The sequence below is a fragment of the Rhizobium sp. RHZ01 genome (assembly GCF_014851595.1).
Classification (GTDB): Bacteria; Pseudomonadota; Alphaproteobacteria; order Rhizobiales; family Rhizobiaceae; genus Rhizobium; species Rhizobium altiplani.
The window spans coordinates 256,438-275,585 of record NZ_JACUZZ010000002.1; the positions used below are offsets into that span (position 1 = coordinate 256,438).

The 19,148-nt window shown below is 60.6% G+C and carries 17 protein-coding genes, 1 tRNA gene and 1 riboswitch; of the genes, 13 read left to right on the forward strand and 5 right to left on the reverse strand.

Annotated elements, in window-relative coordinates; translation table 11 throughout:
• Window position 1: 1 nt before the first annotated feature.
• Window positions 2-883: a polyphosphate kinase 2 gene (gene ppk2, locus IB248_RS04045; RefSeq protein WP_169679090.1), complete on the reverse strand. Its 882-nt coding sequence runs from the start codon at window positions 881-883 to the stop codon at window positions 2-4.
• Window positions 884-1,120: 237 nt separating this feature from the next.
• On the opposite strand from ppk2, the gene phoR reads away from it, so the two are divergent.
• From phoR to phoB, 7 genes are all read left to right on the forward strand, one after another.
• The gene (phoR, locus tag IB248_RS04050; protein ID WP_025658807.1) at window positions 1,121-2,347 is read left to right on the forward strand and encodes a phosphate regulon sensor histidine kinase PhoR; all 1,227 of its coding nucleotides are present in this window, start codon (window positions 1,121-1,123) and stop codon (window positions 2,345-2,347) included.
• Window positions 2,348-2,545: 198 nt separating this feature from the next.
• Window positions 2,546-3,580, forward strand: a complete 1,035-nt coding sequence (locus IB248_RS04055; RefSeq protein ID WP_025658808.1) for a substrate-binding domain-containing protein — start codon at window positions 2,546-2,548, stop codon at window positions 3,578-3,580.
• Between the two features lie 148 nt (window positions 3,581-3,728).
• On the forward strand, window positions 3,729-5,210 hold the full coding sequence (pstC, locus tag IB248_RS04060) for a phosphate ABC transporter permease subunit PstC (RefSeq protein ID WP_192240366.1): 1,482 nt from the start codon (window positions 3,729-3,731) through the stop codon (window positions 5,208-5,210).
• Window positions 5,207-6,529 carry a phosphate ABC transporter permease PstA gene (gene pstA, locus IB248_RS04065; protein ID WP_018857628.1) on the forward strand — a complete coding sequence of 441 codons (1,323 nt, stop codon included), beginning with the start codon at window positions 5,207-5,209 and terminating at the stop codon, window positions 6,527-6,529. Before pstC ends, pstA begins: the two co-directional genes overlap by 4 nt.
• Window positions 6,530-6,543: 14 nt before the next feature.
• Entirely contained in the window at window positions 6,544-7,359 is an 816-nt protein-coding gene (gene pstB, locus IB248_RS04070; RefSeq protein ID WP_025658810.1) for a phosphate ABC transporter ATP-binding protein PstB, read from the forward strand.
• A 43-nt stretch (window positions 7,360-7,402) separates the two neighbouring features.
• Window positions 7,403-8,116, forward strand: a complete 714-nt coding sequence (gene phoU / locus IB248_RS04075) for a phosphate signaling complex protein PhoU (protein ID WP_025658811.1) — start codon at window positions 7,403-7,405, stop codon at window positions 8,114-8,116.
• Between the two features lie 36 nt (window positions 8,117-8,152).
• A complete protein-coding gene (phoB, locus tag IB248_RS04080; protein ID WP_007529789.1) occupies window positions 8,153-8,836 on the forward strand; it encodes a phosphate regulon transcriptional regulator PhoB in 684 nt (227 codons plus the stop codon).
• A 93-nt stretch (window positions 8,837-8,929) separates the two neighbouring features.
• Here the strand turns inward: phoB and IB248_RS04085 are convergent, their stop codons facing one another.
• Complete coding sequence (locus tag IB248_RS04085; protein ID WP_018857625.1) at window positions 8,930-9,463, reverse strand: GcrA family cell cycle regulator; 534 nt, start codon at window positions 9,461-9,463, stop codon at window positions 8,930-8,932.
• 428 nt (window positions 9,464-9,891) lie between these two features.
• Here IB248_RS04085 and IB248_RS04090 point away from each other — a divergent pair, with 428 nt between their 5' ends.
• From IB248_RS04090 to IB248_RS04100, 3 genes are all read left to right on the forward strand, one after another.
• Entirely contained in the window at window positions 9,892-11,088 is a 1,197-nt protein-coding gene (locus tag IB248_RS04090; RefSeq protein WP_025660385.1) for an aspartate aminotransferase family protein, read from the forward strand.
• Window positions 11,089-11,130: 42 nt separating this feature from the next.
• Window positions 11,131-12,048 carry an ornithine carbamoyltransferase gene (gene argF / locus IB248_RS04095; protein WP_025660384.1) on the forward strand — a complete coding sequence of 306 codons (918 nt, stop codon included), beginning with the start codon at window positions 11,131-11,133 and terminating at the stop codon, window positions 12,046-12,048.
• Between the two features lie 92 nt (window positions 12,049-12,140).
• Entirely contained in the window at window positions 12,141-13,136 is a 996-nt protein-coding gene (locus IB248_RS04100; RefSeq protein ID WP_018857622.1) for an Hsp33 family molecular chaperone, read from the forward strand.
• On the opposite strand, the gene apaG is transcribed toward IB248_RS04100, so the two are convergent.
• Complete coding sequence (gene apaG / locus IB248_RS04105; protein WP_018857621.1) at window positions 13,137-13,529, reverse strand: Co2+/Mg2+ efflux protein ApaG; 393 nt, start codon at window positions 13,527-13,529, stop codon at window positions 13,137-13,139. It lies immediately after the preceding gene.
• Window positions 13,530-13,729: 200 nt separating this feature from the next.
• A complete protein-coding gene (locus IB248_RS04110; RefSeq protein ID WP_113161029.1) occupies window positions 13,730-14,914 on the reverse strand; it encodes an O-succinylhomoserine sulfhydrylase in 1,185 nt (394 codons plus the stop codon).
• A gap of 45 nt (window positions 14,915-14,959) precedes the next feature.
• Window positions 14,960-15,038: riboswitch (SAM riboswitch) on the reverse strand.
• 72 nt (window positions 15,039-15,110) lie between these two features.
• On the opposite strand from IB248_RS04110, the gene IB248_RS04115 reads away from it, so the two are divergent.
• The 3 genes from IB248_RS04115 to IB248_RS04125 all read left to right on the forward strand — a co-directional run bounded on the left by IB248_RS04115 (window position 15,111) and on the right by IB248_RS04125 (window position 16,770).
• Window positions 15,111-16,205: a 2'-deoxycytidine 5'-triphosphate deaminase gene (locus IB248_RS04115; protein WP_025660383.1), complete on the forward strand. Its 1,095-nt coding sequence runs from the start codon at window positions 15,111-15,113 to the stop codon at window positions 16,203-16,205.
• A gap of 55 nt (window positions 16,206-16,260) precedes the next feature.
• Window positions 16,261-16,334 (forward strand) — tRNA-Gly (locus IB248_RS04120).
• A 250-nt stretch (window positions 16,335-16,584) separates the two neighbouring features.
• The gene (locus IB248_RS04125; protein WP_018857618.1) at window positions 16,585-16,770 is read left to right on the forward strand and encodes a hypothetical protein; all 186 of its coding nucleotides are present in this window, start codon (window positions 16,585-16,587) and stop codon (window positions 16,768-16,770) included.
• A 123-nt stretch (window positions 16,771-16,893) separates the two neighbouring features.
• On the opposite strand, the gene IB248_RS04130 is transcribed toward IB248_RS04125, so the two are convergent.
• Window positions 16,894-18,918, reverse strand: a complete 2,025-nt coding sequence (locus IB248_RS04130) for a methyl-accepting chemotaxis protein (protein WP_192240367.1) — start codon at window positions 18,916-18,918, stop codon at window positions 16,894-16,896.
• Window positions 18,919-19,148: the final 230 nt, after the last annotated feature.

Sequence of the window (19,148 nt, forward strand, 5' to 3'; positions counted from 1 at the left end):
GCTATTTCAGGAAATGCGGACCCGAGCCGATGATCTTGTCATCGAGTTTGCCGATGGCATCCTTGTCCTTGCCGTCATAATCCATCGTCTTCAGCATGTGCCGGATCAGGTTTAGCCGGGCGCGACGCTTGTCATTGGCACGAATGACCGTCCAGGGCGCGAATTCCGTATGTGTCTCTTTCAGCATCCGGTCGCGTTTCTCGCTGTAGTCGCCCCATTTCGTCAGCGCTGCGATGTCCATCGACGACAGTTTCCAGACCTTGAGCGGGTCGTGGCGCCGATCGTGGAAGCGCTTCAGTTGCATCTCGCGGCCGATATCGAGATAGAACTTGAAGAAGAAGATACCCTCGTGCGCGATGACCTTCTCAAGCTGAGGCGCCTGGTTCAGGAAATCTTCGTATTGCTTGTGCGTGCAGAAGCCCATGACGGGCTCGACGCCGGCACGATTGTACCAGGACCGGTCGAAGAGCACGAACTCGCCCGCGGTCGGGAATTGCGCGACATAGCGCTGGAAATACCATTGCCCGGCCTCACGATCGGTGGGCTTGGCCAATGCGACCGCCCGGGCAAGGCGGGGATTCATGTGCGCCGATGAGGCGGAAATCGCGCCGCCCTTGCCCGCCGCATCCCGTCCCTCGAAAAGCGCCATGACCCGCTTGCCGGTGGCCTGCAGCCAGAACTGCACCTTGACCAACTCGATTTGCAGCTTTTTGAGTTCTTCAAGGTATTGTTCTTCCTTGAGGTGTTTGTCGTATGGATAGCCGCCGGATTCCAAAGCCGCCTTGTCAACCCAGTCCGGCAGCACGGCATTGTCGACATCAAAGACGCGCTTCTCTCCGCGGATGTCCAGTTCGACGGCTCTGCTTTCGACATCATCGGCCATGGCTTCTTCTCCGGTGAACTTCGTCGCATACAGGCGACCATATTTCCTGTTGAAAATCAAATGTCTTACGGATCGTGGAAATTTCTGTGTGTTCGCAGCAAAGGCTTTCCGCGTGTCGTGTGCAGGCGAAAACTTCTGTCATGAATCACGGCTATCAGGCAGAGTTTGAAGATAAGAGTACGAGCCGAAAACCGCGAGGGGCAGTTGGAAGACAAAGCGCCATGGACACGAAGCCTGATTGCACGCATTCGGCAGGAGCGTCCCGTCCTGCTCGTGGCTCTGCTGATTGCCCTGATTGCTCTGGCTGCAGGCGCAAACAAGTGGGTCGTGCTCGGTCTTCTGTTGCTAATGATCATCACGGCGTTGTGGCACACGGTTCCGGCGGCCCTCCCGAAAGTCCAGCTGGAACCAGTTCCCGAGACTATCGAAGCGCCCGGCAACCGCTTGGCCGAGGTTGCCGCGGCGCTTGCCGCGCTCGACATCCCCGTCATGGTGCTTTCCGGTGATGCCTCGGTGCTTTACCAGAACCGCGCGGCCGAAAAGGCTTTCGGCGAGGCCGCCATTGGTGCGCATATTTCCGCTCGCCTGCGCTCGCCTGGCATCCTCGACATGGTCAGCGAAACGATTGCAACCAACGCGCCGAACCAGATCGAGCACTCCGAACGCCTGCCATCCGAGCGCGTTTACATCGTCCGCAGCGCCCCCGTGGAGTTTGACGAACAGCAGCCGGCTGATGAGCGTTTCTTCGTGCTCTCCTTCCGGGACATTTCCGAGGTTCGCCGCATCGACCGCATGCGCTCCGATTTCGTCGCCAATGCCAGCCACGAGTTGCGCACGCCACTCGCGTCCCTGCGCGGCTTCATAGAGACTATCCAGGGCCCGGCGAAGAATGACGGCAAGGCGCAGGAGCGCTTTCTCGGCATCATGCTGGATCAGGCCACTCGTATGAGCCGTCTTGTCGACGACCTCCTGTCCTTGTCGCGGTTGGAACTCAAGTCACACATCGCCCCGGATCAGAAGGTCGATCTCGTTCCACTTCTCGGCCATGTGAGGGACTCGCTGGCACCACTCGCAAACGATGTCGGCGTTGAGATCGTGCTGCATCTTCCGCTGGGCAAGGCAGAGGTGCTTGGCGACCGCGACGAACTGGTCCAGGTTTTTGAAAACCTGATGGAAAATGCCTGCAAATATGGGCAGGAGGGCAAGACCGTCGATGTGTTCCTGAAGAATGCGCCGGGCGAGCCGGTGGAGGTCACGGTTGTCGACAAGGGACCGGGAATTCCGGCCGAGCATGTGCCGCGACTGACCGAGCGTTTCTACCGTGTGAGCATCGAGGACAGCCGCTCGAAGAAAGGCACGGGGTTGGGCCTTGCCATCGTCAAGCATATCCTGACGCGGCACCGCGCGCGCTTGATCGTCAAGTCGGAAGTCGGCAAGGGAACGAGCTTCACCGTGCGGTTTTGACATAAAACTGCGATAAATCGTGCGGGATCGCATTCTTTGTATAATGATTTCATATATTTAATCTGTCACAAATGTTTCGTGAAAATGACATAAAAGCTCTGGGCATCAGGGGCTAAAGAGAGCGGGCCGCTGATGAAGACGGCACTGCAAAGGCCGCTCAAGGCCGCACTCAGACCGCTATATGCCCGGGAGATTGTTATGAACGCTTTTAAACTCACGGTCGCAGCACTTGCCGCTTCCGCCGCTTTCGCTGGCGCGGCCGTTGCTCGCGACCAGGTTCAGGTTGCTGGCTCGTCCACCGTCCTGCCTTACGCCAAGATCGTAGCCGAAACCTTCGGCGAAACCTTCAAGGACTTCAAGACGCCGGTCGTTGAATCCGGCGGCACGGGCGCTGGCCTCAAGGAATTCTGCAAGGGCGTCGGCCCGGACACCATCGACGTTGCCAACGCTTCGCGTCCGATCAACGCCAAGGAACTGGACGCCTGCAAGGCAGCCGGCGTGACCGACATCCAGGAAGTGAAGATCGGCTATGACGGCATCGTCTTCGCGACCGACTCGTCAAACCCTGATGTCGCCTACGTCCCGGCCGACATCTATAAGGCTCTGGCTGCCCAGGTCGTTGTTGACGGCAAGCTCGTCGCCAACCCTTACAAGAAGTGGTCGGAAGTCAACCCGGCACTCCCGGCTGTTGACATTGCTGCCTACATCCCGGGCGAAAAGCACGGCACCCGCGAAGTCTTCGAACAGAACGTTCTTGCTGCTGGCTGCAAGGCTTCCGGCGCTCTCGACGTCATCAAGGCTTCGATCTCTGACGCCGCCGCTCAGACCAAGGCTTGCGTCGCAGTCCGTAAGGACGGCGCTGCTGTCGACATCGACGGTGACTATCCGGAAACGCTGGCACGCATCGCTGCCAACAAGACCGGCGTTGGCGTCTTCGGCCTTTCCTTCTATGAAAACAACGCCGACAAGCTGAAGGTTGCGACCGTCAACGGTATCGTTCCGTCGACCGAAACCATCTCCGACGGCACGTACCCGGTTTCCCGTCCGCTGTTCTTCTACGTCAAGAAGGCACACCTCGGCGTCATCCCGGGCCTGAAGGAATACGTCAACTTCTTCGTATCCGAACAGATGATCGGACCGGACAGCCCGCTCGTCGAGTACGGCCTCGTTGCCGCTCCGGACGGTGAGCGCGACGCGATCCGCAAGGGCGTTGAAGACGGCAAGACTATGTAATGACCTTGCCGGCGCGATCACCAGATCGCGCCGGCTTTGCCTTGTTCCGCCAAGTCGGGACGGGGTCTGAACTTCTGCAAGTTTGAGAGCCGGATCGGTCCGCCTGCCGTTTCCGCTTTTGGGGTCAAAGGGCCTGGGACCTAATCGAATGGGTACATCCATCATACTCTTGTGTCTCGTGGTGCTTGGCGCCGTTGCTTTCATCGCAGCGCGCAGCCGTGCTACGGCACTTGCCGGGGGCAAGTCCTCCGCGCTGCATTCGCGACCGGGCTACTATGGCGCCTATGCCGCCATCTGGGCGGTGCTGCCGGCACTTATCGTGCTGTGCGCCTGGCTGGCGATCAGCCCTTCGATCATTGAGTCTTCCGTCCGTGGCACTTTCCCGGATGACGTCAAGGCGCAGCCGGCCGCGCAGCAGAACCTGAATTACGGGATGGTCAGCGCGATTGCGCGCGGCTTGCCGCTCCTCACCCCAGAGGAGATCAGCGGTGCTGCCAGCGATCCGGCTGGCCTCCAGGCAAAGCTTGCTGCAAAGGGCGTTCCGCTGGCCGGCCAGCCGCAGCCATACATGATCGACGCAGCGCAAAAGCTGAACGAAGAATCGGCTTCCAGCCGCCTCGTCATGACGGCGGTCGTCCTCATCCTTGCCGTTGCCGGCGCATTCTATGCGCTTCGTGAAGTCGCTCCGCGATTCCGTGCACGCAACCGCGTCGAACGTGTCATGCTTTGGGGCCTGCTCCTGGCGTCCTCGATCGCCATCCTGACGACGATCGGTATCGTTCTGTCAATGCTGACGGAAGCCGCGCATTTCTTCGCGGTCGTTCCTGCTGCAGACTTCTTCTTCGGTACGGTCTGGGATCCGCGCTTTGCTGGTGCCGGCGGCTCGTCCTTCGGGCAATTCGGCCTGATACCGCTGCTGCTAGGCACGCTTTACATCGGCTTCGTTGCGATGCTGGTGGCGGTGCCTGTCGGCCTGTTCGCGGCGATCTACATGGCGGAATACGCGGCCCCCGCGGTGCGATCGATCGCAAAGCCGCTGCTCGAAGTGCTCGCTGGTATTCCGACGATTGTTTACGGCTTTTTCGCCCTCGTCACGGTCGGCCCCTTCCTCCGCGACCTGTCTTCGCAGGTAAACGGCCTCCTTACCGGCAATTATGCGAACTTTATTCAGGCGCAGAGCGTTCTGACAGCGGGTATCGTCATGGGCATCATGCTGATCCCATACGTTTCGTCGCTCTCCGACGATATCATCACCGCTGTGCCGCGTGCGCTCCGCGATGGTTCGCTCGGTCTCGGTGCGACGCGTTCGGAGACAATCAAGAAGGTGGTGCTTCCCGCGGCGCTGCCCGGCATCGTCGGCGCGCTTCTGATGACTGCATCGCGCGCCATCGGCGAAACCATGATCGTAGTGCTGGCGGCGGGTGTCGCAGCGCGCATCCAGGTCAACCCGTTCGAGCCAATGACGACAGTCACTGTCAAGATAGTCAATCAGCTCACTGGTGATCTGGAGTTCACCTCGCCGCAGACGCTGGTTGCCTTCGCGCTTGGTATCACGCTGTTCTTCATCACGCTTTGCCTCAACATCTACGCGCTCTATATCGTGCGCAAATACCGGGAGCAGTACGAATGACGGATATTGTTTCTCCGGGTCAGGGCGTTGTCGTTTCGAAGGCGCCTGAACGTCGCGACATCGGCCTCAAGCGCCGCTATGCCGCCGAGCGCCGGTTCCGCATCTATGGCATCGCTGCGATCTCCTTTGGCTTGATCTTCCTGGCGGTTTTGCTGACGAGCGTCGTCAGCAAGGGCTACACGGCCTTCCTGCAGACGGCGATCACGCTGCCGATCGAGTTCAGCGAGAAAACCATCGACCCGAACAACAAGCGCGCAACGGATCCGTCCGTGCTGATCGCGGCCAATTATTCGGTTCTCATCCGCGACGCGATGGTCAAGACGCTGAACCTCAATGCATCGAGCCGTCCCGAGGTGCGTGACGCGACCGCTATGATCTCCAAGGGCGCGCCGATCCAGCTGCGCGACATGGTCGTTGCCGATCCGTCGCTCATCGGCAGGACAGTCAACATCACCCTGCTTGCAGACGCCAACGTTGACTCCGCCAACAAGGGTCAGATTGACCTCAAGGTCGACGAGAAGAACCGCAAGGTGAACGACAGGCAGGTTGGCTGGATGAACCAGCTGGCGGAAACCGGTGCGCTGCACAAGAAATTCAACACCGGGCTCTTCGTCAACGGCAACTCCAGCCGTCCCGAGGCCGCCGGTCTTGGTGTCGCCCTGGTTGGCTCGCTTTATCTGATGTTGATCGTGCTCGTCCTTTCCCTGCCGATCGGCGTTGCCGCTTCGATTTACCTCGAGGAATTTGCACCGAAGAACAAGCTGACGGACCTGATCGAGGTCAACATCAACAACCTCGCGGCGGTTCCCTCCATCGTCTACGGTCTGCTCGGTCTTGCTGTTTTCATCAACTTCGCCGGCCTGCCGCGTTCAGCGTCGCTGGTTGGTGGTCTGGTACTGACCCTGATGACCTTGCCCACGATCATCATCGCGACCCGCGCAGCGCTTCGCGCCGTCCCGCCATCGATCCGCTCGGCCGCGCTCGGCCTCGGCGCCTCCAAGATGCAGATGGTCTTCCACCACGTCCTGCCGCTTGCGATGCCCGGTATCCTGACCGGCACGATTATCGGTCTGGCGCACGCGCTCGGGGAGACGGCGCCGCTGCTTTTGATCGGCATGGTCGCTTTCGTCGCGAATGCTCCGGCGACGCCCATGGAGCCTTCGACGGCCCTGCCGGTGCAGGTCTACATGTGGGCCAATGAAGCCGAGCGCGCCTTCGTCGAGCGGACCTCCGGCGCCATTATCGTCCTGCTCCTATTCCTGATCCTCATGAACCTCGGAGCCATCCTCTTGCGTCGTCGCTTTGAGCGCCGCTGGTAAACGGAGTAGACATTATGAACATGTTGACGGAAGCAGCAGTTGAGAAAGCGGTTGATCAGAAGATGAACGCCATTCCCTACAAGATGATCGGCCAGGACGTCTCCGTTTACTACGGCGAGAAGCGCGCGCTGTTCGACGTGAAGCTGAACATCCGTGAAAACACGGTGACCGCCCTGATTGGCCCATCCGGTTGCGGCAAGTCCACCTTCCTGCGCAGCCTGAACCGCATGAACGACACGATCGACGGTTGCCGCGTCACTGGCAAGATCACGCTCGATGGCGAAGATATCTACGATCCGGATATCGACGTTGTGGAGCTTCGCGCGCGTGTAGGCATGGTGTTCCAGAAGCCCAACCCGTTCCCGAAGACGATCTACGAAAACGTCGCCTACGGTCCGCGTATCCATGGGCTCGCCAAGTCGAAGGCCGACATGGACCAGATCGTCGAACACAGCCTGCAGCGCGCCGGCCTCTGGAATGAGGTGAAGGATCGCGTTCACGAAGCCGGCACCGGTCTTTCCGGTGGTCAGCAGCAGCGCCTCTGCATCGCCCGCGCCGTCGCCGTCAGCCCCGAAGTCATCCTGATGGACGAGCCATGCTCGGCACTCGATCCGATTGCAACGGCCAAGGTCGAGGAGCTCATCCACGAGCTCCGCGAGAACTACACGATTGTCATCGTGACGCACTCGATGCAGCAGGCCGCCCGTGTTTCGCAGCGCACAGCCATGTTCCACCTTGGCAACCTCGTCGAGGAGAATGACACCGACAAGATGTTCACCAACCCGGACGATCCGCGCACCCAGGACTACATCATGGGCCGCTTCGGTTGATCGGCCGTCTCGGTAGCACTTACGATATTCAAGGATGAGCCCTATGGCATCGACACATATCTTTTCTGCCTACGACGATGATTTGAAGTTCCTGTCCCGCCGTATCTCGGAAATGGGCGGCTTGGCCGAGCAGATGGTCTCGGATGCCGTACGCGCGCTCGTAAACGGCGATACGGCTCTTGCCCAGAAGGTCATCTCGGACGATGTGATCCTCGACCACGCGGAGCGCGAGATCGGCGACAAGGCGATCGTCACGATCGCCCGCCGCCAGCCGATGGCGGCCGATCTTCGCGAGATCATGGGCTCCATCCGCATCGCGGCAGACCTGGAGCGCGTCGGCGACCTGGGCAAGAACACTGCCAAGCGCGTCATTGCCGTACAGAGCGCCGGCGTGCCGCGCAAGCTCGCCCGCGGCCTCGAGCACCTGTCCGAGCTCGCCCTCGTCCAACTCAAGGAAGTCCTCGACGTCTACACGAGCCGTGCTGCCGACAAAGCAAAATCGGTCCGTGAGCGCGACGAGGAAATCGACGCGATGTACACCTCGCTGTTCCGTGAAATGCTCACCTACATGATGGAAGATCCGCGCAACATCACCAGCTGCACGCATCTTCTGTTCTGCGCCAAGAACATCGAGCGCATCGGCGACCACGCCACCAACATTGCCGAAACGATCTACTACATGGCCACCGGTGCCCAGCCGGAAGGCGAACGTCCGAAGGACGATACCGCCAACACCGTCGGCGCAGTCACTGAATAGTCATTCCGCGACCGCGCCCCCAGGAGACCGAAACGAATGATCCCTAAAGTAGCTGTCGTTGAAGACGAAGAAGCGCTGAGCGTGCTTCTCCGCTATAACCTTGAGGCCGAAGGCTTTGAGGTCGATACCATCCTGCGCGGCGACGAGGCCGAGATCCGGCTTCAGGAACGCACGCCGGACCTTCTCATCCTCGATTGGATGTTGCCGGGCGTGTCTGGCATCGAGCTCTGCCGCCGCCTGCGCATGCGGCCGGAAACCGAGCGCCTGCCGATCATCATGCTGACCGCCCGTGGCGAGGAAAGCGAACGGGTTCGCGGCCTCTCGACCGGTGCTGACGATTACGTCGTCAAGCCGTTCTCGACGCCGGAGCTTGTCGCTCGCGTCAAGGCGATGCTGCGTCGTGCCAAGCCCGAGGTGCTCTCGACGCTGCTGAAGTGCGGCGATATCGAGCTGGATCGCGAGACGCACCGCGTTCACCGCAAGAGCCGCGAAGTCCGCCTCGGCCCGACCGAATTCCGCCTTCTCGAGTTCTTGATGGCATCGCCCGGCCGCGTCTTCTCGCGCTCGCAGTTGCTCGACGGCGTCTGGGGTCACGACATCTATGTCGACGAGCGTACTGTTGACGTCCATGTCGGCCGCCTGCGCAAGGCTTTGAACTTTTCCAACATGCAGGACGTCATCCGCACCGTGCGCGGTGCCGGCTATTCGATGGAAGCCTGATCCTTTCAGGCGAGAGCCTGAGAGGTCTTTCCCTTACAACGAAAAACGGGCCCGCGAGGGCCCGTTTTCTTTATTCCTTATCCGGCTTCCGGGTCAGGCGACCCGGTTAGCGGCCTTGCGGCGCTCGTTGACCGGCTGGTAGGCCATGCGCTGATGATACGTGCAATACGGGGAAGAGTCCGGGGACTCGCAACCGCAGAAGTGGAAGTCGTCATTGAGCGGATCGCCGACCGGCCACTTGCAGGTGCGCTCGGTGAGCTCGGTGAGGCCAAGGCGGCGAGAAATCGGAACGATTACATTTGCGGCCGGACGGAAGCGGACTTCCTCCACCGTATCGATTTCGATCTCTTCCTTGAGCATCGTCGCGCCCTGTTGGCGGGTAACGGTGCGTGTGGTGATCCGCGAGGCGTAGTTCGTGGCGCGGGGCGCCGAAGTCGTGCGCTTGGGGGTTCTGACGGTGGTCGTCGAACCGCCGGCCTTGGCACGGCCGGGCAGACTCAAACGATGGACTTTACCAATGACGGCGTTACGACTTACACCGCCAAGTTGTGCTGCGATCTGGCTGGCGCTCAGGCCTTCGGACCACAGCTTCTTCAGTTTTTCAACGCGCTCGTCTGTCCAGTTCATGCCCCTGTCTCCGCCTTATTAGCGTTGGTGTAGGCAGAATCCTTCACCGTTGCCACGGACGTATCCGAGGCAAGAAACGCTTACTCAAATTTTGGTGACTAGTTCCGCCGCATGCAGCCTAGTAATTGAGTTTTAACCTAGTGTGAGGCCGACTCCGTGACAAGAGTCGGTTGAATCTCGGGGAATCGATTTTCAAGTTTTCCCCAACTTGCTGGGCGTGAGAGTCATTTATGCAACATAGTTGTTGATAGGTCGAGCGCCTCGGGATGGCTGCTTGACGCATGCAGCGAAACCTCAGTTTTGTTGACATTGCAGTGCGAAAAGTAAATAGTGCTGCTCGCCGCCGAAAGGCGGCATTTTTAATTTTCCGGACCTGCTTTCCTTAGCCGGAGTCCGGCTGCTGATGATTGCTGATAGGAGATCGCGCCATGGCTGAAGCCGCGCTTTACGACACCTACTCTCGTGCCCCGCTGCGGTTCGAGCGAGGAGAAGGCGTGTGGCTGATCAGCGAAACGGGCGAGCGATATCTTGATTTCGGCGCGGGCGTTGCCGTCACCTCCGTTGGCCACAGCCATCCGCATGTGGTTGGCGCGCTGAAGGAGCAGGCCGACAAGGTCTGGCATCTGTCCAACATCTATGAGATCCCGGGTCAGGAAACACTGGCAAAGCGGCTGACCGATGCGACCTTCGCCGATAAGGTGTTCTTCACGAACTCCGGCGCGGAAGCCTTGGAATGCGCGATCAAGACCGCGCGCCGCTATCAGTTTTCCAAGGGCCATCCCGAGCGGTTCCATATTATCACCTTTGAAGGCGCCTTCCATGGCCGTACGCTGGCGACGATTGCCGCCGGTGGCCAGGAGAAATACCTCGAAGGCTTCGGTCCCAAGGCGCCTGGCTTCGATCAGGTGCCGTTCGGTGATCTCGATGCAGTCCGCAGCGCCATCACAAATGAAACGGCCGCGATCCTCATCGAACCTATTCAGGGGGAAGGCGGCGTCCGCCCGGCGACGAACGAGTTCCTGAAGGCACTTCGCGCGATCTGCGACGAGCATGGTCTGCTGCTGATTTTCGATGAAGTGCAGACCGGCATGGGCCGCACGGGCAAGCTCTTTGCGCATGAGTGGTCAGGCGCTACCCCCGATATCATGGCGGTTGCCAAGGGCATCGGCGGCGGCTTCCCGCTCGGAGCCTGCCTTGCCACGGCAGAGGCCGCTTCCGGCATGAAGGCCGGCACGCATGGCTCCACTTATGGCGGCAATCCGCTCGCCATGGCAGTTGGCAGTGCCGTGCTCGACGTGATCCTCGCGGAGGGCTTCCTGCAGCAGGTGCGTGACGTCTCGCTGGTATTCCGCCAAGGGCTGGCCTCGCTCAAGGATCGCTATCCTGATATCATCGAGGATATCAAGGGCGAGGGGCTGCTGCTCGGCGTCAAGGCCGCCGTGCCGTCCTCCGAACTGCTGCAGGCGATCCGTGACGCCCATCTGCTCGGCGTACCCGCTGGCGACAATGTCATTCGTCTTCTGCCGCCTCTGGTCGTCACTGCTGACGAAGCCCGCGAGGGCCTTGCCCGCCTCGAACGCGCCGCCGAAAGCGTGCGCGCTGCGAAGGTCAAGAAGACGGCTTAATGAATAGTGCCTGTCGGAAGGCGGGCGTGATAGGTAACGATAATGGCTTCCCCCAAACACTTCCTCGATCTCTCCGCCGTCGCGGCATCCGACCTACGGCTCATCATGGATGACGCAATCTCGCGCAAACAGGCCTTCAAGGCCGGGCAGGGCGACAAGCCGCTATCAGGCAAGATGCTGGCGATGATCTTCGAAAAGCCCTCGACGCGCACCCGCGTGTCCTTCGACGTTGGCATGCGCCAGCTCGGGGGCGAGACGCTGTTCCTGTCGGGCACAGAAATGCAGCTCGGCCGCGCCGAGACGATCGGTGATACGGCCAAGGTGCTGTCGCGCTATGTCGACGCGATCATGATCCGCACGACTGATCATGCCCGCATGCTGGAGCTCGCCGAGCATGCAACCGTTCCTGTCATCAACGCATTGACGGATGATACGCACCCCTGCCAGATCATGGCTGATGTCATGACCTTCGAAGAGCACCGCGGCCCGATCAAGGGCAAGACGATCGCCTGGACCGGCGACGGCAACAACGTGCTGCATTCGTTGGTCGAAGGAGCCGCGCGTTTTGGCTACCGCATGAATATGGCGGTGCCCCTTGGTTCCGAGCCAAAGGATCACTATCTGAACTGGGCCCGCAATGAGGGCGCCGAAATCATGCTTTACCATGATGCAGACCGTGCGGTCGCCGGCGTCGATTGTGTGGTGACCGATACCTGGGTCTCCATGAATCAGGAACATCGGGCCCGTGGTCACAACGTATTCCAGCCTTATCAGGTCAATTCGGCTTTGATGGCGCAGGCCGACAAGGATGCATTGTTCATGCATTGCCTGCCCGCCCATCGTGGTGAGGAAGTTACGGACGAGGTGATCGACGGCCCGCAATCCGTGGTCTTCGATGAAGCGGAAAACCGTCTTCATGCGCAGAAGTCGATTCTTGCTTGGTGCCTGGGCGCGATCTGAACCATACTGGACGCCACGTTTGGCCGGAAGGCCCGGTGGCCGTGCGAGCGGATGGACACCCTTGTCTGCCGCTCTCAGACTAGGAGAAGACCATGGCAGAACCTGCAGCCACCCTCGGCGAATTCAATTTCGCCGGCGATGATCATGTCGTTCCGTTTCAGGTTGAGGGACTGGATGTGCGCGGTCGCGCCGTCCAGCTCGGGCCGATGCTGGACGCGATCCTCGAGCGCCATCGCTATCCTGCGCCCGTCGCGCGGCTTCTTGCCGAAGTCGTTGTGCTGACGGTGCTGCTCGGCACGTCGCTGAAATTTGAAGGCAAGTTCACGGTCCAGACCAAGGGCGACGGCCCGGTGGACCTGCTTGTTTGCGATTTCTCGACGCCTGAGAACGTGCGTGCCTACGCACGCTTCAACCAGGGCCTCCTCGACAGGGCCGTTGCGGCAGGGCAGATCGAGCCCGAACAGCTTCTCGGCAAGGGCATGCTGGCCTTTACGATCGATCAGGGCAAGTTTTCCCAACCCTACCAGGGTATCGTTGCGCTCGACGGTGCGACCCTTGAAGAGATTGCCGGCACCTATTTCCGCCAGTCTGAGCAGATCCCGACGCGGGTGCGTCTTGCTGCTGCCGAACTCTTCGATCGCGACGACGCGGGCAAGCCGCGCCACCGCTGGCGGGCTGGCGGTCTTGTCGCCCAGTTCCTGCCGGAAGCGCCGGAGCGCATGCGCCAGCCGGATCTTCACGGCGGCGACGGCGATAGGACTGGCGGCACCCACAAGGAAGACGATGCCTGGATGGAAGCCCGCTCGCTCGTCGACACGATCGACGCCGACGAACTGACGGATCCGCAAGTCGGCACCGAGCGGCTGCTATATCGTCTGTTCCACGAGCGTGGGGTTCGCGTCTACGAACCGCGCGAGGTCTTCGATCGGTGCAGCTGTTCCCGCGAAAAGATCAAGGGGGTGCTGAAGGGCTTCTCGGCGGAGGAAATTGATGCCAGTCAGGAAGACGGCGCAATTTCGGTCACCTGCGAATTCTGCTCGACGACCTATCGTTTCGAAGTGGAAGAGGTGGCAGAGCCTGCGGAGTGATCAGTTCAGGACTCTCAGCAGCCCTGGCGAATCCAGTGAGAAGGCGGGTATTTCGACATTGAAAAGCTCGCCTTCGTCCGTTTCCATCTGGTAGTGGCCGAACATCAGCCCCGACGGCGTATCCAGCGGGCAGCCCGAGGAATATTCATAGGTATCGCCGGGCGCGAGCCGCGGCTGTTCGCCCACGACGCCGGCGCCCGTGACCTCATCGACGAGGCCGTTCTGGTCGGTGATGTTCCAATAGCGGTTCACCAGTCGCACGGACTTGTCGGAATTGTTGCTGATGACGATCCGGTAGCCCCAGACATAGCGATCGTCTTCCGGATCGGATTGCTCCTCCAGATAAAAAGGTTCGACGACGACTTCAATGTCTCGTGTAAGGGCGCGGTACATGCCTACACCATAGTCAATATACGTTACCGGTATCTTATACGACAGCCGATCCGTCAATAAACCGATAGTCGATCACGTCCGTAATGCCTGTAAAGGCAAGAAGTTTCGCCACTTAAGCCTGACTTTGACCTGTCTTGGGTGGGGCAAAGCAGCATGTGGCGGTCGGCCGGATTTGCGTCGATCCGGCCGATGTCGGCTGATCAGGCGTTCACTTTTGCGAGAGCCTGGGCGAAGTCCTCGATCAGGTCGTCCGTGTCCTCGATGCCGGCGGAAAGACGAACGGTACCGCCGGAAATGCCGAGCTCCGCCCGTGCTTCGTCGGTCAGGTTCTTGTGCGTCGTCGTAGCCGGATGCGTGATCAGGCTCTTGGCGTCGCCCAGATTGTTGGAGATCTTGACGACCTGCAAGGCGTTTTGGAGCGCGAAAGCTGCTTCCTTGCCGCCCTTGAGTTCGATGGCGACCAGTGTCGAGCCACCCTTCATCTGCTTGGCGACGATGTCGGCCTGCGGATGATCGTTGCGGCCGGGATAGATGACCTTGGCGACCTTCGGCTGATCGGCCAGGAAGTCGGCGATCTTCGATGCGTTTTCGGTCTGCTGCTTGACGCGCAGCGGCAGCGTCTCGAGTCCCTTCAGCAGCGTCCATGCCGTGAACGGCGACATGGCCGGGCCGGTGTGGCGGTAGTAGTCCTGAAGGTTCTCGTTGACCCATTCCCGGTCGGAGAGGATGACGCCACCGAGGCTGCGGCCCTGGCCGTCGATGTGCTTGGTGGCCGAATAGACGACGATATGGGCGCCGAGCTCGAGCGGCTTCTGGAAGATCGGCGTGGCGAAGACGTTGTCGACCACGACCTTGGCGCCGATCTGGTTGGCGAGCTTGGCGACGCCGGCAATGTCTATCACCTCGAGTGTCGGATTGGTCGGGCTTTCCAGGAAGAACACCTTGGTGTTCGGGCGGATCGCCTTTTCCCAGTTTTCCAGATAGCGACCGTCGACCAGCGTGCATTCGATACCGTATTTCGGGGCGAGCGTCTCGACGACCCAGCGGCAGGAGCCGAAGAGGGCGCGGGCGGCAACGATGTGGTCGCCGGCCTTCACCTGGCAGAGGATTGCGGCGGTGACGGCTGCCATGCCGGAGGCCGTGGCGCGGGCTTCCTCTGCGCCTTCCAGTGCGCACATGCGCTTCTCGAACATGTCGTTTGTCGGGCTGCCGTAGCGAGCGTAGATATAGCCTTCCGTTTCGCCCTTGAAGCGCGCTTCGGCCGCTTCCGCGCTCTCATAGACGAAGCCCTGCGTGAGGTAGATGGCTTCCGAGGTCTCGCCATATTGCGAGCGCAAAGAGCCGTCGTGAACGAGTTGGGTTGCGGGGCGCCAAGTCTTGCTCATGAATCACCACTTTCAAACAACAAAAAAACCGGCCGCGAAAGCAGACCGGTTTTGCACCCGGTCCTTTTAGCCACTTGTTTAACGTGGCTGCAAGCCGACCGGCCAAATCACCACGGGATAAAAGTGCAATACTGCCGTTCTATGCTTGCGTCAATTCCTTGAGTTTGGTTTTGTCTCCCGCGAATATGGATGGGGCATGATGGCTCGCGAAACAGGAATTTTGGCGGATCGCGCGATAGCCGCGCTCTTTGAGGCGGGACGTCTCACCAGCGAGCGCGATTTGGACCACGACCAGATCCAACCGGCAAGCCTTGACCTCAGGCTTGGCGCGAAGGCATTCCGCGTTCGCGCGAGCTTCATGCCGGGTCCTTCCCATTTGGTGTCCGATAAGCTCGATCGCCTCAGCCTCCACGTCGTCGACCTCAGCGAAGGCGCCGTGCTGGAGACCGGCTGTGTCTATATCGTTCCCTTGATGGAGCGCCTCGACCTGTCGGCCGACATGTCGGCCTCGGCCAATCCCAAAAGCTCGACCGGACGTCTCGATATCTTCACCCGCGTCATCACCGACTACGCGCAGGAGTTCGACAAAATCCCGGCTGGCTACTCCGGCCCGCTCTATCTCGAAATCAGTCCGCGTACTTTCCCGATCGTCGTGCGTCGAGGCTCGCGCCTGTCGCAGATCCGCTTCCGGGTCGGCCATTCGATACTTGGGGAGCCGGAATTGCTCGCGCTCCACGATGCCGAAACGCTGGTCGCCAGCAAGCTGCCGAACGTCTCCGGCGGCGGCATTGCCCTGTCGATTGATTTGGCCGGCGACAAGGATGGACTGATCGGCTACCGCGGTAAGCACCACACTGCAGTCGTCGATGTCGACAAGAAGGCGCAGCACGACATCTATGACTTCTGGGAACCTCTCTATAGCCGCGGTCGCAACGAACTGATCCTGGATCCGGACGAGTTTTATATTCTCGTCTCGCGCGAAGCCATCCATGTGCCACCGCACTACGCGGCAGAGATGACCCCCTTCGATCCGTTGGTTGGCGAATTTCGCGTGCATTATGCAGGCTTCTTCGACCCCGGCTTCGGCCACGTCCCCGCCGGCGGCCGCGGCAGCCGCGCCGTGCTCGAGGTCCGCAGCCACGAGGTTCCCTTCATCCTCGAGGACGGCCAGATCGTCGGTCGCCTCGTCTATGAGCATATGCAGGAGCACCCCGAGAGCCTCTACGGCTCCGGCCTCGGCTCCAACTATCAGGCCCAGGGCCTGAAACTCTCGAAGCACTTCCGCATCTGACAACGCCGATACCCGCTTGACAGCGGCACCCATCTATTGGAAATCTCGCTCCAACGCGGGTGTAGCTCAATGGTAGAGCAGCAGCTTCCCAAGCTGAATACGAGGGTTCGATTCCCTTCACCCGCTCCAAGTTCAGATGGTTTTGCTGGGACTGAGCGGATTTCAGCCGCACTGTGGTCTGAGCGTGGTGCCCACGTGGGCCGCCGTCGTTCGCTGTCTTACTCCACGAGGAAGAACGCCCTTAAGAGGTAGCCTCGAAGGAAATTGAAATAGTTGACAATCCTCTAATAAACATGGTTAATTTTTAACTATTCTCCGATATCACGGGAACGCAGGCGACCCCTTGGTCGTTGTCGGCATGATCAGGAGGAGTTGCAGAATGCTTTTGAAGATTTTCACGGCGAAGCGCGAGATCCGGGAGAATGGCGATACCGGCACTTACGCTGACGGCTACTATGCGCCGGAAGTGGTTCTTGCGTCTGCGCGCGATGACGATCGTGCTTCCTATGAGCGCGATTATGGTCGCGGCCGCAAGGTCGAGCAAATTCCGCTCGGGTTTGCCTGAGCACCCTTTTTAGCTTCCGTCTTGTGCGGCAGCCGGGCCATGGCTCGCTGTTTGAAGTCGAAAGTCTATAATCGAAAAGGGCGGCATTGAGCCGCCCTTTGCTTTTGTACCGTTTTGCTGGGATCAGAATTCCGTCCAATCGGCGTTGTCGCGTGGGCTCGAAGAGGCGCTGCTTGCACCAAATGCGCTTGCAAGTTTCTGCCCAAGCGCCCGAGCCGGCGAGCTAGAGGGGCGGGTGACACCCGGAGTGGCGATGCGGACGGGTGCCTTTCTGGCTGCGACCGGCGGCGCGGCCGGCCGTGGCGCCGAATGGATGTGAGTGCCCTGCAGCGGCGCTGCCGCGGCAATGTTAGCGCTGAAACTGCCAGTGCCGGTCAGCTTGAACTGGTCGAGCAGGTTGTTGAGTGTCGCCGCTTCCGTCGCGAGCTTGTGGCTCGCCGCCGTGCTTTCCTCGACCATGGCCGCATTCTTCTGCGTTCCCTGGTCCATCGAGTTCACCGCCGTGTTGATCTCCTGCAGGCCGGTCGATTGCTCGCGGGCGGCCTCGGCGATCGCGTCGACGTGCTGGTTGATCTCCTGAACCTCGTGAACGATCGCATCAAGCGCCTTGCCGGTTTCGCCGACAAGCGACACGCCCGTCTGCACATGGTCGCCCGATGTGGTGATCAGCGACTTGATCTCCCTGGCGGCATTGGCCGAGCGCTGTGCAAGTTCACGCACCTCCTGGGCAACGACGGCAAAGCCCTTGCCGGCTTCACCGGCGCGCGCGGCCTCGACGCCGGCGTTGAGGGCCAGAAGATTGGTCTGGAAGGCGATGTCGTCGATGACGCCGATGATGTTGCCGATCTCCGCGGAGGATTGCGCGATCTGCTGCATGGCGTTGACGGCCTTGCTGACCACTTCGCCGGACTTTTCTGCACCGGCGCGCGTGCGTGCCACGAGCCCACGTGCTTCCTCGGCACGCTTGGCGGCATCCTTCACGGTGGTGGTGATCTCCTCGAGGGCCGCTGCCGTCTCCTCGACGGACGCTGCCTGCTGCTCGGTGCGCTTCGAAAGCTCGTCCGCCGAGGCGCGGATCTCGGTTGCGCCGGCAGTGATGGCGCGGGCGTTGGCGCCGACTGTCTGCATAGTGTCGTTCAAGCGCAGGATCGAGTTGTTGAAATCCTGTCGCAGACTATCGAGGTCGCCGACAAACGCCGTATCGATCCGAGATGCGAGGTCGCCTGCGGCCAGCCGGCGTAAGCCGTCGCCAAGCGCGCTGACCGCGCGCGCGAGATCGGCAGCCTCGGTTGCGCGCTGAGCTTCACGTTCTCGGCGTTCGCTGTCGCTGAGATTGCGGCTCTTTTCGGCCTCGCCCTCAAGCCGGATACGATCGACGGCATTGTCGCGGAAGACGGCAACGGCGCCGGCCATCTGGCCAACCTCGTCACGACGGTCGAGGCCGTCGATGGCGCCGTGCGTATCTCCCTCGGCAAGCTGAGCCATCCGGTCACGCAGACGAACCATGGGCGTGGTGATCCCCGATTGCGCGACCCACACAGAAAGGCCGATCGCGCCCATGACAGCGAGCCCGATCAGTACGAAACTGAGAGTGATGCGCTGGTTGACGCTAATGGAGAGCGCGTCGCCGCCATCGTTCAGCAATGCCATCAGCGCATCATTGTTGGCGATCATTTTCGGAGTGACCGTGTTCAGCTTCGCATTGAGCATGCTTGCTGCAAGCTGCGCGCCGGCACTGTCCTTTGCCTTGGCGAGGTCGATGACCTTGCTGGAAAGCGCTTCCATCTCGGCGATGCCGACGAGGATGTCGTCAATCGCCGGCTTGCGGCTAGGTACCAAAGCCGCCGCCTGTTCCAGGCGTTCGCGCGCTTGAGGCATCTTGCTTGGCGTCGTGAGCGCCGTATTGAAAGCCGGCGTCTCCGGCTTGAGGCCGGCGATAAGCGTGACCTGCAGCACGGCAGCGGTTGCCGAGGCGCTGGCGCGGGATGCCTGCATGGCTGCCAGTGCCTCGTTATCGATGAAGGCGCTGTAGGTGGCATCGGCACCGCGGAATTCGGTGATGACATAAACGAGGCCCCCGAGCGCGATCGCCCCGAGAAGCGCGACGACAGAAATGATCTTCGTCCGGATTTTCAAGTTCTTCAGCATGGCTATGTCCAGTCGCTTGACCCGACCGCGGGCGGGCCGACTATTGAAGCATTTTATGTCGCGGGATACGGCATGGTGGGATGCCCGGAAGGCTCGACATGCGCATCATGCATTCGGCCCGTGAGCCGGCGTCGTCCTGGCGAATAGAATGGGACATTGCTTAATGTGGCCCTAACGCTTGGGATCTGTCCCCGGAAAAAATTTCGGGTCCCGCCGCCTAGGGACGAGTC

Bases quoted from the DNA above. Each gene is read 5' to 3' on its own strand.
- IB248_RS04125 (WP_018857618.1), top strand. From the start codon at position 16,585: ATGCTTTTGAAGATTTTCACGGCGAAGCGCGAGATCCGGGAGAATGGC.
- ppk2 (WP_169679090.1), bottom strand. From the start codon at position 883: ATGGCCGATGATGTCGAAAGCAGAGCCGTCGAACTGGACATCCGCGGA.
- IB248_RS04085 (WP_018857625.1), bottom strand. From the start codon at position 9,463: ATGAACTGGACAGACGAGCGCGTTGAAAAACTGAAGAAGCTGTGGTCC.
- argF (WP_025660384.1), top strand. From the start codon at position 11,131: ATGGCTTCCCCCAAACACTTCCTCGATCTCTCCGCCGTCGCGGCATCC.
- IB248_RS04115 (WP_025660383.1), top strand. From the start codon at position 15,111: ATGATGGCTCGCGAAACAGGAATTTTGGCGGATCGCGCGATAGCCGCG.
- IB248_RS04110 (WP_113161029.1), bottom strand. From the start codon at position 14,914: ATGAGCAAGACTTGGCGCCCCGCAACCCAACTCGTTCACGACGGCTCT.
- pstB (WP_025658810.1), top strand. From the start codon at position 6,544: ATGAACATGTTGACGGAAGCAGCAGTTGAGAAAGCGGTTGATCAGAAG.
- IB248_RS04090 (WP_025660385.1), top strand. From the start codon at position 9,892: ATGGCTGAAGCCGCGCTTTACGACACCTACTCTCGTGCCCCGCTGCGG.
- IB248_RS04055 (WP_025658808.1), top strand. From the start codon at position 2,546: ATGAACGCTTTTAAACTCACGGTCGCAGCACTTGCCGCTTCCGCCGCT.
- pstA (WP_018857628.1), top strand. From the start codon at position 5,207: ATGACGGATATTGTTTCTCCGGGTCAGGGCGTTGTCGTTTCGAAGGCG.
- IB248_RS04130 (WP_192240367.1), bottom strand. From the start codon at position 18,918: ATGCTGAAGAACTTGAAAATCCGGACGAAGATCATTTCTGTCGTCGCG.
- apaG (WP_018857621.1), bottom strand. From the start codon at position 13,529: ATGTACCGCGCCCTTACACGAGACATTGAAGTCGTCGTCGAACCTTTT.
- phoB (WP_007529789.1), top strand. From the start codon at position 8,153: ATGATCCCTAAAGTAGCTGTCGTTGAAGACGAAGAAGCGCTGAGCGTG.
- IB248_RS04100 (WP_018857622.1), top strand. From the start codon at position 12,141: ATGGCAGAACCTGCAGCCACCCTCGGCGAATTCAATTTCGCCGGCGAT.
- phoU (WP_025658811.1), top strand. From the start codon at position 7,403: ATGGCATCGACACATATCTTTTCTGCCTACGACGATGATTTGAAGTTC.
- pstC (WP_192240366.1), top strand. From the start codon at position 3,729: ATGGGTACATCCATCATACTCTTGTGTCTCGTGGTGCTTGGCGCCGTT.